Source organism: Arsukibacterium sp., from assembly GCF_033721375.1.
Lineage (GTDB): Bacteria > Pseudomonadota > Gammaproteobacteria > Enterobacterales > Alteromonadaceae > Alishewanella.
The window spans coordinates 1-17032 of record NZ_JAWWAP010000016.1; the positions used below are offsets into that span (position 1 = coordinate 1).

17 protein-coding genes are annotated in these 17032 nt (G+C 49.2%); 11 read left to right on the forward strand and 6 right to left on the reverse strand.

Annotated features, from left to right (window positions below; translation table 11 throughout):
- Positions 1–311 precede the first annotated feature (311 nt).
- The 8 genes from R3187_RS18485 (at position 312) to R3187_RS18520 (ending at position 4598) form a co-directional block, all read left to right on the forward strand.
- Positions 312–1109, forward strand: coding sequence for a hypothetical protein (locus R3187_RS18485; RefSeq protein WP_318968521.1), 798 nt, complete (start codon positions 312–314; stop codon positions 1107–1109).
- Positions 1110–1217: 108 nt separating this feature from the next.
- Positions 1218–1448, forward strand: a complete 231-nt coding sequence (locus tag R3187_RS18490) for a type II toxin-antitoxin system ParD family antitoxin (RefSeq protein ID WP_318968522.1) — start codon at positions 1218–1220, stop codon at positions 1446–1448.
- Positions 1449–1602: 154 nt separating this feature from the next.
- Positions 1603–1884: a hypothetical protein gene (locus tag R3187_RS18495; protein WP_318968523.1), complete on the forward strand. Its 282-nt coding sequence runs from the start codon at positions 1603–1605 to the stop codon at positions 1882–1884.
- Positions 1885–1972: 88 nt separating this feature from the next.
- The gene (locus R3187_RS18500) at positions 1973–2392 is read left to right on the forward strand and encodes a hypothetical protein (RefSeq protein WP_318968524.1); all 420 of its coding nucleotides are present in this window, start codon (positions 1973–1975) and stop codon (positions 2390–2392) included.
- A 129-nt stretch (positions 2393–2521) separates the two neighbouring features.
- Entirely contained in the window at positions 2522–2941 is a 420-nt protein-coding gene (locus R3187_RS18505; RefSeq protein WP_318968525.1) for a hypothetical protein, read from the forward strand.
- Between the two features lie 29 nt (positions 2942–2970).
- Entirely contained in the window at positions 2971–3828 is an 858-nt protein-coding gene (locus R3187_RS18510) for a DUF6544 family protein (protein WP_318968526.1), read from the forward strand.
- 180 nt (positions 3829–4008) lie between these two features.
- On the forward strand, positions 4009–4272 hold the full coding sequence (locus tag R3187_RS18515) for a hypothetical protein (RefSeq protein WP_318968527.1): 264 nt from the start codon (positions 4009–4011) through the stop codon (positions 4270–4272).
- Positions 4269–4598, forward strand: coding sequence for a helix-turn-helix transcriptional regulator (locus R3187_RS18520; protein WP_318968528.1), 330 nt, complete (start codon positions 4269–4271; stop codon positions 4596–4598). The genes R3187_RS18515 and R3187_RS18520 overlap by 4 nt, the downstream gene beginning before the upstream one ends.
- 61 nt (positions 4599–4659) lie before the next feature.
- On the opposite strand, the gene R3187_RS18525 is transcribed toward R3187_RS18520, so the two are convergent.
- Positions 4660–6750, reverse strand: a complete 2091-nt coding sequence (locus R3187_RS18525; RefSeq protein ID WP_318968529.1) for a S9 family peptidase — start codon at positions 6748–6750, stop codon at positions 4660–4662.
- Positions 6751–6968: 218 nt separating this feature from the next.
- On the opposite strand from R3187_RS18525, the gene R3187_RS18530 reads away from it, so the two are divergent.
- A complete protein-coding gene (locus tag R3187_RS18530) occupies positions 6969–7613 on the forward strand; it encodes a transglutaminase-like cysteine peptidase (protein ID WP_318968530.1) in 645 nt (214 codons plus the stop codon).
- A 31-nt stretch (positions 7614–7644) separates the two neighbouring features.
- A complete protein-coding gene (locus R3187_RS18535) occupies positions 7645–9543 on the forward strand; it encodes a LapD/MoxY N-terminal periplasmic domain-containing protein (protein WP_318968531.1) in 1899 nt (632 codons plus the stop codon).
- 7 nt (positions 9544–9550) lie between these two features.
- Here the strand turns inward: R3187_RS18535 and R3187_RS18540 are convergent, their stop codons facing one another.
- Genes R3187_RS18540 through R3187_RS18560 form a run of 5 tightly spaced genes read right to left on the reverse strand, consistent with a single transcriptional unit; the run spans position 9551 to position 15868 of the window.
- Complete coding sequence (locus R3187_RS18540) at positions 9551–9913, reverse strand: tryptophan synthase subunit beta like protein (protein WP_318968532.1); 363 nt, start codon at positions 9911–9913, stop codon at positions 9551–9553.
- 12 nt (positions 9914–9925) lie between these two features.
- Positions 9926–10513: a response regulator transcription factor gene (locus R3187_RS18545; protein ID WP_318968533.1), complete on the reverse strand. Its 588-nt coding sequence runs from the start codon at positions 10511–10513 to the stop codon at positions 9926–9928.
- 7 nt (positions 10514–10520) lie between these two features.
- Positions 10521–11837, reverse strand: a complete 1317-nt coding sequence (locus R3187_RS18550) for an HlyD family type I secretion periplasmic adaptor subunit (RefSeq protein WP_318968534.1) — start codon at positions 11835–11837, stop codon at positions 10521–10523.
- Positions 11834–13972 (reverse strand): type I secretion system permease/ATPase, encoded by a 2139-nt coding sequence (locus R3187_RS18555; protein ID WP_318968535.1) that lies wholly within the window; start codon positions 13970–13972, stop codon positions 11834–11836. The genes R3187_RS18550 and R3187_RS18555 overlap by 4 nt, the downstream gene beginning before the upstream one ends.
- Before the next feature lie 27 nt (positions 13973–13999).
- Positions 14000–15868, reverse strand: coding sequence for a TolC family outer membrane protein (locus tag R3187_RS18560; protein WP_318968536.1), 1869 nt, complete (start codon positions 15866–15868; stop codon positions 14000–14002).
- Positions 15869–16061: 193 nt separating this feature from the next.
- Between R3187_RS18560 and R3187_RS18565 the strand changes: the two genes are divergently transcribed.
- Positions 16062–17032, forward strand: a 971-nt coding sequence (locus tag R3187_RS18565) for a retention module-containing protein (protein WP_318968537.1), incomplete at its 3' end; no start/stop codon positions are given.

A 17032-nucleotide genomic window follows, 5' to 3' on the forward strand; every position in this document is an offset into this window, starting at 1 on the left:
CCGCTAGGAAAGCTCCCGAACCGCCTGAATGAGAATTACAGCATATACGGTTAACGTCAGCTAGACACTAACAGTGTATGCCAGAGATGCCGATGAAAGAGCGGAAAATATGAGTTTTTACACAGCCTGCGCTCATAGCAGTCATTGGGATCATTTAGTAACCGTTATTTAATTTACCCGCTCACCCGATTTATGGGCTGGTAAGCAAATTTATCTTCACAATTGAGAGTACAAACCAATACCACTGCAACTTTGAGTGAGACAGGTATACTAACACGTTTTGCTTATCACCTCAGACTCCAGAAGGCACCATGACCGCCGCTACAGATTACCACCTGCTGGTACCCACCTACCGCGATGACTTTAACACCTGCTTTTACTGCGGTTGTATTGCCAGCGCGCATGACTATGCGCCACCGCAGCGGTATCTGGAGTTTTATCTGGCGACCCGCGAGCCGAGTGAGTTTTTACAGGTGCCGTGCTGTACCGAGTGCCATGAGCACCTGAAAGCCTGTAAGGCCGGTACGCTGGAGGAGCGATGCAAATTTGCCAATGACAAACTGGCAAAAAAATACGCCAAAGCGCTAACGATTTATGAAATGTGGACCGAAGCGGAGTTAGCGGCACTGGATTTTAGCCTGCGCCACAGTATTGAAGCGGGGTTAAAACTTGGCGCAGAAACGACTGAGCGGCTGGCTTATCCGGGGTTTCCCTATGAAGCCGCCGGGCAGCAGCATAATGTGGCAGATTTGGCCCCGACTTACTTTAACGTATTTGGCGAGCGGTTCAGTACCTTTCGCGAAGCGCTGGAATTTGCCAGTAAAGCCTACCGGATCCCGAAAAACGCCTTAAAAGAGCGTTTTGCCGATAACGACAATAACTTTGAACTGGCTATTCAGGCCATTCATAAAGAGGTCGCCGATAAGGAGTTTACTCAGCAACTGAAAAAGCAATGCGCCGATTTTGCCAGGCAGCATAAGCAGGCCGTGATTTTTGTCCATAAGCAGGTTGAGCGTTACCTTTCTGAAAACGACGATATGACCATTAGTGAAGCGCTGGAGCACCTGTACCAGACCAGGATTAAGCCGCAGCTGTCAGCTAAAAAGTAGTGTTACTTAGGGCTTTAGCTGCTATCCATTTTACAGAATTGACAAAGTTTGCCATAACTATATAAACCGCGACATAATAAGCAGCCAAACGACAAAGAGCACTACATTATGGCAACGATGAACGTATCACTACCCGATATGATGAAAATCTGGGTAGAACAACAAGCCGAGACTGGCCGCTACAGTAACGCCAGCGACTATGTGCGCGATTTAATTCGCCGGGATCAGCAACGGGCCGCCAAAGTGGCACATTTACAGCAATTGGTAGATGAAGGTATTGCCAGCGGCAAGGGTAAACGTAGCATGGCAGAGCTTGAAAAAGCCGCACTGGCTAAATGATACTTAAATGACTTAACGTTCAGCTGATAATCAACGAAAATAATGGCATCCAAAATACAAAACTGCGCGTTGTATGTTTTGCCGTCTGCGCTTAGGTTAAACCTATCCCACCCGCTGCCGATACCCTGATACTTAGCACAATAAGGGCCGGCTTATGCACCATACTCCACCACCTGCACCTATTAGCCCAGCGCTAACTGCCGAGCTACGCTACTTACATCAGGTAATGCAGGCGATTGAAATTCTGGCCGATCAGCCAACGCTTTGCGTGGTGGCCTATGGCAAAATATGGCGCTACCCCGATTTGCTCAGTACCTCGCTGCGCTATGCCTGTTTAGCCCAATTACACGGTTTTGATGTGTCACCTTTTAAGCAGTGGTTTAATAAAGACTCTGCCCTGTTTGCCCAGCACGGTTTAAGCTGGAGCTTTGGTTAAATATTGACCGGACTTACTGCGCTGGATCAAGCTGACGTTGCTGGCGGCTGCTATAGTTAAGCGTACTGTAATATCGCGGCAACCGCCCATGGCACTCTACTCTAAATTTATTTTATGGCGTGACGGCAACCTTATTTTAGCGAAAGCCAATGGTAGCTGGAGCCGCTTTACTGCCGAAGACTATGCCAGCCAGTTTAAAGCGCTGGCTATGCCGCTGGCAGGCGAAAACTGGGCCCATATAATTTATTTAGAGAATTGGCAACTGGGTGCGCCAGACATTGAACCCACAGTAAAAGACTTAGTAAGCTGGTGTTTGCATAATGGCCTGCGCTACGCCGCTCAGGTGTATTGCCCCAGTATGATAAAGCAGTATCAGCTGGACCGGATGATCATTGCCAGCACCGCTGATTTTGAAAAGCGGGTTTACCCCAACCAGCAGGACGCCTTTGCCTGGCTGGCAAGTCTGGGTTATAGCAGCCATTGTCAGGACCTGATACGCGCCGGTTAGTAACGTAGCTTAATCTATAAAAATATTGATCCAGCGCAGGCAGCGCCTCGCTTAAAACCGGTTAAAACTGCACCCGGTGAAGCAACCCCTGCTAAGCTATAACAGTCTTTAACAAAAATGGCAGTTGCGATGAAGTATAACCCTAAGTTTAAAATCTGGCGGGACAACAAAGTGCTAATCGCCATGGTAAAAGGCAGCTGGGGCGAGCGGGATGCAGAAGATTTTGCCCGGGAGTTAAAAGCGGTTGTTACCCCATTGCTGGGTGAAGACTGGGCTAGTGTTATTCTGTTAGATAACTGGCAATTAGGGGTGCCTGGCATTGAACCTGTTATAAAAGACCTGGTTCGATGGAAGATTGCTCGTGGCTTGTGCTATTCCGCTCATGTTTACTGGCCCAGCACGGTTAAAGAGTTTCAGCTGGACAGAATGGTGAAGGAGGTTCCAGACCGGTTTGAAGTGCAAAGATTTATGCAGCCGCAGCAGGCGTTCGACTGGCTGGAAACGCATGGTTTTCATACTGACAACCAGCAGAAACTGGCGGTTGATTAACCCTTTTTAGTTTATTGGATCACGCGTATATGCCAGACATTATCTCGCTGATTGTCAGTACCACTGCAGTGGTGTTAATTCTGCTTATTGCCGGCTTGCTTTGCCTGCGACTGCTGGATTACCAGGCAGATAAAGAAATGGTGCAACGGCTTATTGCCCAGCAACCGCAGCAACCCGGCCATTTTGACCCGGTATTGCTAAGTGGCCTGCCGGAGGCAGCAAAACGTTACTTCCTGTTCAGCATTGCGCCCGGCACCCCGCTTTATACGGTTGCCGATATTACAATGAGCGGCCGGTTTGGCATGGGCAACAACCGGCGGCCAGACTATCTGAATATGCAGGCCAGACAAATTCTGGCACCACCCGACGGTTTTATCTGGCGAATGCAGGCCAGGCGCAGCCTGCTCAGAATATCAGGTTCAGACAGCGCCAGCTGGACCCGGTTCTGGCTGCACGAGCTGCTGCCGGTGGCCCGCAACGGTGCCAGCCTGGATCAACGCCGCTCGGCTTTTGGCCGCTATGTGGCAGAGGCGGTGTTCTGGACCCCGGCCGCCGTGTTGCCGGGCTCCGGTATAAAGTGGGCCCACCTGAGCGAAAACACTGCCCGGCTAACCGTAACGCGTCTGGGGCTGGAACAATCGGTAGACTTAACGGTAGCCGAAAATGGCCAGCCGCTGCTGGTCAGTTTTATGCGCTGGAGCAATGCCAACCCTCAGAAGCACTACACCCTGCAGCCTTTTGGTGGCTATTTATCAGATTTTCGTGACTTTGCCGGTTTCCGGCTGCCCAGTCATGTTGAAGCCGGTAATCACTTTGGCACCGCTGATTATTTTCCGTTTTTTGTCGCCGACATTCAGCAAATTAACTGGCCGCAGCACACCAACTAACACTATACCGGCAATATAGTACATAGCCTGGTTTAAATCTGGTTAACTGGCAGCAGATGTCTTGTATATCAGACAAAAAATTGTTTTTTTAATTAAATTGCTAGTTATATTAGACAAAAAGTTGTCCTTTTCATTATTTTGTACGCTATATTAGACAGTGGTAGAGAATGAAGGACACTTATGCAACTTACCTTACAAGCATTTAATGATGGTAACTGGCAGGATACTTGTGGCGACATCTTATGGTATGCGCTGTGCGACAGTCTTGCCTGCTATGGTGACCCACAATACTTTAAAGATGAACTTTGCCAGCTGGCGGCTAGTTTGCAGACTCTGCCGGAACGGTTGCAACAACGTGGCGTACCAACCAGTATTTTAACTATGCCGGTAATGGGCTTTACTCATCTGCAGCAACGACTGCAAAACTGGGGATTAACCACATGACCAGCCAGAAACTAACTAAAAAGCCGGCCATTGACCGTTTTGCGCTAAAAACCGAATTGGTAAATGATATGCTTTATGGCCGTAAAACCCTGGGTGAAATTGGCCGCACCCTGCGCTCTGACGGCTTACAGATGTCGCAAACTGAAGTATGTCAACTTACCGGCTTGAGCCGTCAGGTAGTCAGCGACATCGAGAACGATACCGGTAACCCCAGATTAGCCAGTTTACGCAGCTATTTTAAACTACTCGGGCTGGAGCTGGCCGTGTTACCCCGCCAGCGCAACGAATTAACCCAGTTACCACAAGCACCAACAGGCCAAAAATAATAAGAGCGCTATGCATTTGCATAGCGCTCTGTTTTTTAACCGTTATTATTGTAGCGCCGGCTTACTCCGGTCCCGGCTCGGCAAAGCGCTTAAACCAGTCTTGTACCTGGTGATACCAGTAAATAGAATTATTCGGCTTTAAAATCCAGTGGTTTTCATCAGGGAAGTAAATCATCCGTGATTCAACGCCGCGGCTTTGCAGGGTGCGGAATAACTCAAAGCCCTGCCCTACCGGCACCCGTAAATCCTGCTGGCCGTGGATCACCAGGGTGGGGGTATTAAAGTTAGCCGCAAAATAATGCGGCGAAATATCAGTGTACAGCTCTGGTTTTTGCCAGTAATAACCAAACCGGGTGGAGTGCACGGCAAAGTCGGCCGCCATTTGCGAGTACATGTTATACACCGCAGCATGAATAAGCAGCGCTTTATAGGGGTGCTCGGTGCCCAGCAATATAGAAGATAAATAGCCACCGTAACTGGCGCCGCCCGCCACCATTCTGTCAGTATCTATCCAGCTTTGCTGCTCAAACCATTTGGTGGCAGCCTGAATATCGGCCAGCGGCTTGGTGCGCCAGTCAGGGTTGATGGCATCGGCAAAATCCTGACCAAAGCCGCTGGAGCCATGAAAGTTAGGCCAGGCGGTAACATAACCCCAGGAGGCGAACGTTTGTGAGTTCCAGCGATAGCTGAAGCTGTTGCTAAAGGCGTTATGCGGCCCGCCATGAATCAGCATCAGCAGCGGGTATTTTTTGCTTTTATCAAAACCGGGCGGATAGTGCACCCACATCTGAATATCCTGACCGCCGGCTCCCTGATACGTGACCGACTCGTAGCTGCCAAGCTCAAGGTTTTGCAGAATATCATCGTTAAAGCTATCCAGCCGGCTGGTGTTGCCGTTGCGTGGGTCTACTTTTACCAGCCGCGCCGGGTACATAAAGCTGTCGTTGCTGGCGATCAGGCTGTTACCGGCCAGTACCGGCTGACCAAAGCTGGTATCTTTGGTAATAGCCCGCTGCTTACCACTGCGCGCATCAATAAAATACAGGCGGCGGGTGGCGGCATCGTCGATACTGGCATAAAAGCCGCGGCCATCCTTCGCCCAGATAAAACTGCTGACAGAGCGATCCCAGCTGCTGGTGACGACCCGGCTGCTTTGCTGCGCCAGATCGTACACTACCAGCCGGGCGGTATCGGCATAAAAACCATGAATGAGCTGACGACTGAACGCCAGGCTTTTGCCGTCGGGGCTGAATTGCGGGTTACTGTCCGGCGCCTGATTATCGTTGGTGATATTTTCAGCGCTCTTAGCACCAGCAGCCGCCACACCATCAGCAGCAAGCCGGCTTAGGAAAATATCAATTTTAGGGTCAACCTGGTTATCCGAGCCATTGGCATTAAATGCCAGGTATTGCTCTTTACTGTCCACGTCATAGCTGGAGGCGCTTTGATTAGCGCGCGGCAGCTGCTGACCCAGCGGCTGAGTAAGCGGCTGCACTTCATTACTGTTTGTGGCAGAAGCAGTGGCGGCAATCCGGAACAGATGCGCCTGACGCTGTTCATTCAGATAATGGTCAAAGTGGGCATAAGGCAAGGCATTCCACTGCATAGCTGACACTTTGTCATCTTTATCGGCTTTCAGCTTTGCGCTCATTTCCTGCCAGTTTTTATCGGGCCAGACCCGACTGATAAAGTACAGATGCTTACCACGCCATTTCAGGCCCGATACGCCGGTTGGTACCTCGGTTAACCGCTGCGCCTCGCCCGGCACGTCCATTGCCAGCAGGTATATCTGGCCGGCGTCGTCTTTATCACGCTGGCTGATAAAGGCCAGGGTTTTGCCATCTGGGGAAAACACCGGCTCACTGGCCCGCTGGCCGTCAATCGTTAACGGCCGCTGCTGCTTACCATCGGCACTGAACAGCCATAGGCGGGTATTGGCTTTATCGGTTTTAACATCGTAGCCGGTGACCGGCGCGACAATGTATTTACCATCGGCTGAGGCCACCGGGCTGCCGATGCGCTGCATCTGCCATAAGCGTTCTACCGTTAACTGCTTAGCGCTACTGTCGGTATCGCTGGTGGCAGCAACTTCATTAGCGTACAGCATGCCCGGTAGCAGGCAGAGCAGCAGCATTAAATACAGTGTTCTCATCGGTGACACTCCATCGTGGTTAGTATTGCTGCTAAAAATAGCACAGCCAGTAAATTAGCGGCGCGGGTAAGAGACAAAACAACAGTTTTTCAGCAATAAATTCGTTGAGATAGCGCTGGTTTTAACATATCTTGGGCGTTGACTACGAGTACTGGGCTTTTTGCTAAATGCCGTCAAGGCCGCTAAAAAAATTCGCATTGCCTTTTTGGTGCATCGTATTGATTGCTGTTATCCAGCAAATTTATGCTGTCGAAAAGGCTCTTCTGATCAATTTCAAGCTGTTCGAACGTTATGTCGGGCAGTATGCTGCTGCGCCTCTGACTTTGCCAGCGCAGTGGCAAACCCTGTTAATTTCAGCCTCAACCCTGCCGGTAGATGACCAGCTTAGCGCGGTCAATACGTTTTTGCATCAGTCGTTAAGCTATGTGCCAGACAGCATGTTATACGGTATGGAAGATTACTGGGCCAGTCCGGCTGAACTGTTTACCACAGCACAAGGTGATTGCGAAGATTGGGCCATTGCCAGCTACGTTAGTTTACGGGCCCTGGGCATACCTGATGCACAGCTGCGCCTGGTATATGTCCGGGCCCGAATAGGTGCTGAAAACAGCGGCTTAAGCCAGGCTCATATGGTGCTTGCTTATTATCCTGATGCCGGCGCTGAGCCTCTTATTCTAGATAGTTTAATTCAGAATATTTTGCCCGCCTCCGCCAGGCCCGATCTGACTCCGGTATTTAGTTTTAACTCGACCGGATTATGGGCTGGCAGCGGCAACCAGAAATCAAAACAAAATGCTACCGCGCGTTTATCCAGATGGCGCGATCTTGTACAACGATTAGAACTGCAAGGTATTGTATTGTAATGCCTGCAATAAAAGGGTTAAGGGGTGGGTAATGTCTCTGATTAAGCAATTATGGATTGCCATTATTGTTATCGTGTTGCTGGCTTTTGGCAGTAGCTTTTTTATTAGTGCTTATCAGACTAAAAATTATCTGGCTGAGCAGTTGCAGGTAAAAAACATCGATAATGCGACCGGCATGGCATTGACGTTATCCCAGATGGAAAAAGACCTGACCACCATTGAACTGATGCTGTCTGCCCAGTTCGACACAGGTTATTACCGCCGCATTGCCCTCAGGGATGTTGCCGGCAATATCGTGACTGAATTCAGCTTACCGGCCCAACAGGTTAACGCCCCCCAGTGGTTTATCAGGCTGTTGAATTTTGAGATTGAACCCGGCATTGCGCAAATTCAGGATGGCTGGCAGCGCTTTGGTACCATCGAACTGGAAAGCCAGACCGATTACAGCCTGGTGGCCTTGTGGCAAATAACCAAAGATCTGGCGCTGGGCTTTCTGATTATTGCTATGGGCTGCGGGCTGGCAGGCAGTATTTTACTGAACCGGGTGCGCGAGCCGCTGAACCAGGTGGTAACCCATGCAGAAGCACTGGGTAACCGGCAATTTATTACCAGTAATGAACCGGCGACGTTTGAGCTGAAACGGCTGGTTGCCGCAATGAACCGCTTAACCGGCCGGGTACGCTTTATGCTTGAGCAGGAGCAAAAGCAACTTGACCAGCTGCAACGCCAGTATGAACTGGATCCGGTTACCGGCGCCTTTAACCGGGACTATTGTGCCAGTTGGCTTGAAGGCTACTTTAACAACACTGACCGCAGCGAAGTTAGTAGCGTATTTATGCTCAGGGTGACCAACTTGCAAGGCATTAACCTGCAGTTTGGCCGGGCCGAAACCGATATATGGTTAAAGCAACTGGTTAATGCCATCCAGCAACATCATGGCGTACGCCTGGTAAGCAGATTGAACGGCAGCGACTTTTTTATTATTGCTGATCAGGTGACTACCACTACAGCGATGTGCGAACAGCTTGTTAACCAGCTTAACAGCCGCTGCCTGCTGGATAAAACCCTGAACACCGCGCCCGTTTTACTGGTTGGGCTGTCGCTGGATGCCGTCAACAGTCGGCAGCAAACGTTGTCACAATTAGATGCGATGCTGGTTGAAGTTGAATCTGCCCCGCCTTCGCAAAGTAAAACATTACAACAACCGCAGCCTTACGACACCCTGGCAGATGCCACGGCATGGCTGAAAGCGATCAGACAGGCGGTAGATTCAGACCGTATTATGTCGAAGGTGTATCCGGTGCAGCTGCGTGATGGCAAACTGCTGCATCAGGAGGCAATGCTGCGGTTAAATATTAATGATGAATGGTTATCGGCAGGCCAGATTTTGGGTTGGGCCAGACGCTACCAGTTTACCAGCCAGCTGGACATCGCGATGATTAATCGTGCCCTTAGCCAACTTGCTGCGGAAGAAAGCCTGCAGCTGGCTATCAATATATCTGAGCAAACCCTGACTACGGTGGCGGTGCATTATCAACTGCTGACTTTATTGCAAACGGTGCCAACAGCTGTGTGCCAACGCTTGTCTCTGGAGTTTGACGAGCGACTTGTGATTAAACATCAGCTGTTGTTTATCAGTTTTGCCCCGGCGTTAAAGGCACTGGGGATCAGTGTTGGCCTGCAAAAATGTGGTTATGCCATTAACGATATTCAGGATTTAGAAAAGTTAGGTATTGATTACCTAAAAATTGATTCGGCTATTGTGCTGCGTTACAAAACCCCTGAGGCTGCTAAGGTATTAGCCGGCTTAATAAAGCTGGCACATACCTTAAGTTTAACGGTTATAGCAGAGGGTGTGGTTTCGCCGGACGACATTAAAGGCTTGCACCAGCTGGGGTTTGATGGCCTGACCGGCCCCGGCATTGCCTGACACCGGTTCAGGGCATAATGCTGTCGTCGGCTTCTTCATCAAGCAAGTCTAGGGTTTTCATGTCATGGCGTAAGGTTTTTCTGTTTAACAACTTTACCTGCGCCGCCATTGGTAATTCGGTAAACTTTATCGTGCCATTGGCGGTAAGCAGCTCGACTAAATCTTCCAGCACCCGGGCTAATTCTGCATCAGAATGTTGCAGCTTTTTGCTATGGCTCAACTCTATATTAGCCAGTTCGTAGGCTGGAATATTTTTCTGCATAAAACGCAGTAACCCCGGATCATTGTTTGAGACAAACTCCGGATACTCAGCAGACTGCTCTGTGCTCAATGCCACTATTTCATTATCACTGGCGCGTTTAACGTACATCAGAGCCTTCCTCTAAAGAAGCATTATCAGTTGTAGTCTGTCTTTAATACCCAGCTTAGCAAAGGTTGCTGTAAGGTGCTGCTTAACTGTTCTTTCGGTAATAAATAAGTGTTCAGCGATACTTTTGTTACTAAGCCCCTGCCGGGCAAGGCTTGCCACTTCATACTCTCTTTTAGACAGCCGGCTTTCAAACGACGGCCAACTGTGTTGCGCTGGAATAGCCTTTGCTAAAAACTGGTTTAGCTGATTAAGCAGGGTGGCCGGGATCCATAACGCACCGCTGCTTACCGTGTTAGCGGCCTGCGTGAAATTACCACTGCTGCTGCCAGCATCTATATAGCCTTTGCCGCCCAACGTTAGCGCAAGTTGTAATTCTGCAATACTCAGCTGCTGGCTAATCACAATGATAAGCTGGCTGGCACTAAGCTGTTGCACCAGGGCTTGCCAGTCGCTTCTGGCACTGTGGATTAACACCACGCCACCGGCCTGCAAGGTGTTTGTAACCGCAACAGGATAGGTATAAATGATGGGTTCACTGAACGCTGAATGCCAGCTGGACGCTTTAAAACCCGGCGCAGTATAAATGACTACTTTTGCCATCTGTCCGCTACCTCTCTGTCATCGCGTTGCTTTTCGCTCTGAGCAATGGTTTAAGTAAATATGACAATACCGTGCGCTTGCCGGTAACAATATCTACCTGTACCGTCATGCCTGGCAAAATAGTTAATCTGTCATCCAATCTCTGGCTGGCCGTACTTAACCTGACGACATAATAGGTATTGTCTTTCTCATCGGTGACCGTGTCGGCACTGATATGGCTGACAGTAGCTTGCAAGCCACCAAAAATAGCAAAGTCATAGGCACTTATTCTGATGGTGGCCTGTTGTCCCAGCTGAATAAACGCAATGTCCCGTGGCGATATTCTGGCTTCAATCAGCAAGGTGTCGTTCAGCGGCACAATATCCAGAATATCCCGGCCCGGGGTTAATACGCCGCCAACTGTATTAATATGCAGCCGCTGGATGGTACCGCGCATTGGCGACTTCACCTCAGCCTGCTGCACCATATCAACCAGGCCAGTTTGCAGCTCGGCTAAGGCGGCCAGTCTGGCACGGGATTCAGACAACTGATTACGCCAACGATTAAGCACCATTAGCTTAATTTCTTTCAGTTTATTCCGGGCCTCCTGCAAAGCAGACTCTGCTCTGGCCACATTGGCTTCAGCCCGTTTTGTTTCGCCGCGCGCTCTGGCGACATCACGCTCTAACCGCAAAATATCAATATCTGACACCGCACCAGAGGCGAGAAGTGGCTTGGTGACTGTCAGCTCCTGATTAGTCAGATCTAAGGTTTGGCTGTACTGAAACAGCGCGGCTCTGGCTTCCAGTAATTCCTGTTGCCGTTGCTGTTGTTGTTCTGCCTGTACGGCGAGTTGCTCGTTTAGTTCAGCCAGGCTGTTCCGGTAGAGCTGTATTTCATGTTGCAACCGGTCGGGGGCCTGGGTCTGCAGATGTTCCGGAAACTGGGGTTCAGTTTCGTTGGTCAGCGCAATAAGCCTGGCCACCTCGGCCTCCAGCGCATAAAACTGCGCTTTATTCTCGGCCAGATTAGAGGCAGAGCGCGTGGAGTCGACTGTCAGCAAAACCTGACCCGTCTCGACCACCTGCCCTTCCCGCACCATAATTTCAGTAACCAGACCGCCATCCAGTGACTGGATAGTTTGTAATTGCTGCGAGGTAACCACCTTACCATCGCCTCTGGCTATTTCATCCAGCGGTGCCAGGCCTGCCCAGACTAATAACAGCACAACCGCCAGTGCTATGGCGTATAGCAGCCGCCGTGCTGATAAAGGAGACTGGGCAATCCGCGCCCATTCCGCCTCGGTCACCCAGTCTTTTGAATATTTTGCTACGGGTTTGCTCATGTGCTGGTACCCATAATTCTGCCCTGGCGCAGCGCTTCCATTACGGTATCTTTAGGGCCGTCGGCAATAATTTTGCCGTTATCAATGACAATAATTCTGTTAGCTAACGAGAGCAACGGGCTGCGGTGCGTGATCAGCAACATGGTTTTTCCCTGTGCATAGCCCGCTAAATGTTTCCGAAAGGCTTCTTCACTGCTGTGATCCAGCGCCGCGGTAGGTTCGTCCAGTAACAAAATGGGCGGATCGTTATACAATGCCCGGGCGATAGCCACGATTTGTTTCTGGCCTCCCGACAGATTCTGGCCTTTTTCTCCAACCTGCATTTCAAAGCCCGCCGGGTGCTGACTAAGGAACTGGCTAAGCCCGGAGATATTACAAATATTCAGAAAATGTTCAGCACTTTTCGCAGGCGCAGCCAGTTCGATGTTGTAACGCAGCGTACCGCTGAACAGGGAGATATCCTGTGGTACGTAGCCAATGTTATTTCTTACCTGATGAATATCTAACTGGCTGATATCGATGCCGTCCAGCAGAACCTGACCTTCTGTTGGCTCGTGCAGCCCCAGAATTAACTTTTCCAAGGTTGATTTGCCGGAGCCGTTGCGGCCGAGAATAGCGACATGCTCGCCCGGTTCAATGCAGAAGCTGACATTGCTTAATGACGGTAAGTCGCCGTCCTGGTAGCTGAAGCTGACCCGCTTAAATTCTATTTTGCCCTGCAATAACGGCTTGCTGATGGTTTTTTGGCTGGCATCCTGCTCAGACGGATATTGCATCAACGCGTTAAGATTGTCATAAGCTGATGAGGCGTAGTGAAATTGTGCCAGTAGCCCGGCGGCCTGGCTAACGGGAGCTAAGGCCCTGGATGACAACAAAAACACCGCGATCAGACTACCCTGGGTAAGGTTGCCATCAATCAGCAGATAAACACCGGTAATAATAACTGCGACGCCAACTAACTGCTGGATAAATGCCGTGAAATTGCTGACCGACGCCGATACTGAACGCATTTTGGCACCATTGTGGGCGCAGCTTAACGATAGCTGCTCCCACTTGTACTGGATATTGGTTTTAACGTTGCTGGATTTTGCCGTTTCCAGCGAACCAATGGCTTCAATTAAGGTGGCATTACGCTCTGCTGCGGATTTTGCAGACTCATCCGACAAAAACTTAAGTTTACGCTGGGCAAAGTAAGCATAAATAAGAGAAATTAACGCCCCGGCAATAATAGGGAAAAGTAATGGTGGGCTGATAATGGCGATAACAACACAATACAGCAATACGAAGGGTAAATCGGCCAGCGCGACAATGGTTAACGAGCCAATAAAACCCCGTACTGCTTCAAAAGACTGAACAATAGAAGCGAAAGCCCCGGTAGATTGCGGCCGGTTTTTCAGCTTCATCGACAATACTTTGTCCATAATGGCAGAGGACATCATCACATCAGTTTTACTGGCGGCTAAATCGACAAAATGATGCCGGAGAAGTTTTAACACTAAGTCTGCAATCAGAACCAGAGTAATACCTGACGCTAATACCCATAAAGTGTGAGTGGCGAGGTTGGGTACGACCCTGTCATATACGTTCATTACAAACATCGGCATCGACAAGGCAAACAGGTTTATCAGAATAGCGGCAAGCAGGACATCCCGATACAACGAACGGTTTTGCTTTATAACCCCCCAGAACCAATGCAAATGCGCAGGCAGCTTAAAATGGTTGGTTTTTTGCTCGGCATCGGTTTTAGGACGCACATAAAATACGGTACCCGCATAGTCCGTATTTAGCTGTTCAAGACTTACGGTTACCACACTGTGCGGCAATTCAGGGTAGCTGATGACAACCTGTTTTTTATCGTGATCAATCTGATGAACTAAACAGGCTTTATTGTCTTTCAGGGCGATGATGGCTGGCAGCAAAGCGGCGTTGAGTTGCTGCAATGGCCGTTGCAATATTTTTGATGCGAGTTTAGCGCGCTCTGCAGCCCGGTTAAACATGGCCGGAGTAAGCATGTTATCAGCCAGTGGCAAACCACTAATTAACGCCGCCGGGCTGACCGCATGCTGGTGAAACTCGCAGATATAGAGTAATGCTTCAAAAAGCGGCCCACCGGTATGCTGGTTATCTGGTATCAATGGGCTTCTTCCTGTATCAGTGGCTTATTATTCACCGCGAAACACGGGGCTCTCTTCCCTGGCGCGCACTACCGCTTCTATCCGGCGATTTAAATTGTGGGCAGCCTCGGTATCGGCGTCAGACAGTCTTCGGCTTGAACCAAAACCCTGGGTAACAATACGCGACTCATCAATATTAAATTGCTCTACCAACACCGTTTTTACGGCGTCAGCCCGCTGCTTCGATAATACATTGTTATACCAGGCAGCACCTTGCGCCGAAGTATGGCCGTTAATTTCGGTATTGGTATTGGGGTAGCGCTGTAAAAATGCAGCAAAATCGGCAATGTCTGACAAGCTTTCCTGGTTAATAATGCTGGAGTCATGGGCGAATTTAATTTCAAGAGTGAAATTCACCATCTTTTCCATCAGAATTGAACACCCTTTCGCGTCCACTTTATCGGTTGCCGGGGTATTGGGACAATAATCCGCTGTATCTTTCACAGAATCGTTATCAGCATCGTTATTCATTTGCAGGCTTTCATAAACGTCAATCGCCGGACATGCGGTTTCCGGGTCGACGGTAAGCTTTTCGGCGCCAAGTTCAGTTAATGAAGGCCAGGTGCCAGATGCCAGACCAAGGGTGTTTAGTAAGGTTCCCATGCCGGCAAGCGTTCTGGCTTTAGCCACACTCAGACTATAACTGGCGGCAAGGTAAGCTCTGCTGGCCTGGAAATACTCGTTCTCAGAATCCAGTACGTCCAGCAGCGAGCGCTGGCCAATATCAAACTGTTGTTTGTAGGCCGTTCTCACTTTATCTGATGACAACCGGTGTTGATTTAACAACGGCAATTGTTCAAATAACTTAGTACTGTCGTTGTACGAAATCTGAATGGTTTGGCGGATATTTAAGCAGGCTTGATCCCTTAATTCCTCGGCAAGGTTAATTTCTGAGTAAGCACGTTTTAGCGTGGCAGTGTCACGGCCACCATTGTAAAAGTTGTACTTAATTTCAATACCGACTCTTGCTTCGTTCTGATCGGTTCGCAGCCCGATATCCGAGTAGTTCTGATGGCCATAACTGCCGACCAGATTAACAGCAGGCTTAAAATCAGACTTCTCCGTTTTTGCTGCAAACTCCGCTGCTTTAATATTTCTCAGTGCTGCGTGGTAGGCAGGACTTCCCTGGTAAGCCTGGCGCAGTGTCTGGCTTATTGAATCTGGCAGAACATCAGCTATAACAATGTCGCTCATTAGGTCTGACGGTAGTTCGCCAACCACTCTTAAGTAACGGGTTGTGACATCATGCAGGTTAGAGGTTTCGGTAATAACATTGCTTTGTGCCAGCGATACACGGCCACTTATTTGTTCTAAATCAGCGAGTTTAGCGACACCGGCTTTAGCGCTGCTTTCAATTTGGCGATATACTTCAAAATGCTTATTTAAATTATCCTGAGCCAGGGCAACCAGTTTGCGCTGCGCCAATACGTCCTGATAAGCTCTGTAGGCTTCTAAAGCGACGTTCTCAGCCGTTTCCAGCAGATTAAAATAGGCGACTAACTGAAAGTTAGAAAAACGGTTTACTTCTGAGCGGGTGCGACCGCCGTCGTACAGCATCTGTGTCAGTGAAAGCCGGGCATAGGCACCGTCATATTCTCTGACAAAACCATAATTTTGCTTTTGGTATTGGTAACCTACGGTGCCATCAAGAGTAGGTTTGTAACCGGCACGGGCAGCATTAACATTTTCACCCGCCGCCAGAAACTCATGCCATTTAGCCAACACATCAGGATTTTGCTCAATAGCCGTTTTTGCTGCTTCCTGAACGGAAGTGGCAGCGAAGCCAGGTATCGTAAAGGTGGTTAGTGTCAGAAAAATAACAAATTGAAATCCCTTCCAGGTAAGTACAGCTTTCACTCTATTCGCGTCCTTTAAATAACAAACTACTAAATTGTTTAAATTATATCCCATTGCCCACTTTGTTGGCTACAACTGTTAGTAAGTCTGCTTTTTCTTTAACTCAATAAACTGTACCCAGGTCCAATAGTTTTGCTACCTCTGTTACCTTAAAATAGACGTTATAGTGGTTAAATTATGGATGTTATTTATTATGTCAAAAATCGTTGCTCAAGTTGTTGAAGGCATTGTCGAAGTAAAGTCTGCTGATGGTGATGTAAGAATACTTCAGCAAGGCGATATGCTAATGCCTGGTGATACACTTATTACTGCAGAGAACGGCTCGGTTGTTTTGGCATATTTGAATGAAACTGTGGTTATTGCTGAAGACCAAACCGTTGTTATCTCTGACAGCTGGTTGCAAACCGACATTACGGCAGAAGATTCGGTTGTTGATATTAATACTGCTGAAGGCATTTTGGCTGTATTAGATGAAGAAGGCGATTTACTTGAACAGTTAGAGGCTACTGCCGCTGGTGGTGCCGGATCTGCTGAAAACAATGGGAATAGCTTTGTCAGACTAACCCGGATTGTTGAATCTAATGATCCTACGCTGTTAACTCCGGGGACATTTACCGCAGTTGACCCGGTTGTTGACACACCGATAGCTGCAGCGGTTGTGCCCGCTGACGATGCGCCTGCGCTGCAACCAGCAGTTATTCAGATTGATAATATAACCGCTGACGACATTATTAATGCTGCAGAGACGGCCGCAACAATTACGATTAGCGGTAGCGCTACCGGCGGTGATATCGCGCCGGGTGATGTGGTGACGATGGTAATTAATGGCACCACCTACACCACCACCGTGCAAGCCGATGGCACTTGGAGTGTCGATGTGGTAGGTAGTGATTTAGCGGCTGATACCGAATTTGATGTAGTGGTTACCTCATCTGATGCGGCCGGCAATACGGTTGAAAGCAGCGCCACCTCGTCTCATACCGTTGATTTAACTGCCGATGCCGGTACCGTGACGGTAAATAATATTACTGCGGATGATGTGGTCAATGCCGCAGAAGCGGCCGGCACCATTGCCGTGACAGGCTCAGCCACAGGCGGTGATATCGCTCCGGGCGATGTCGTGACGATGGTGATCAATGGCACCACTTATACTAGTACTGTGCA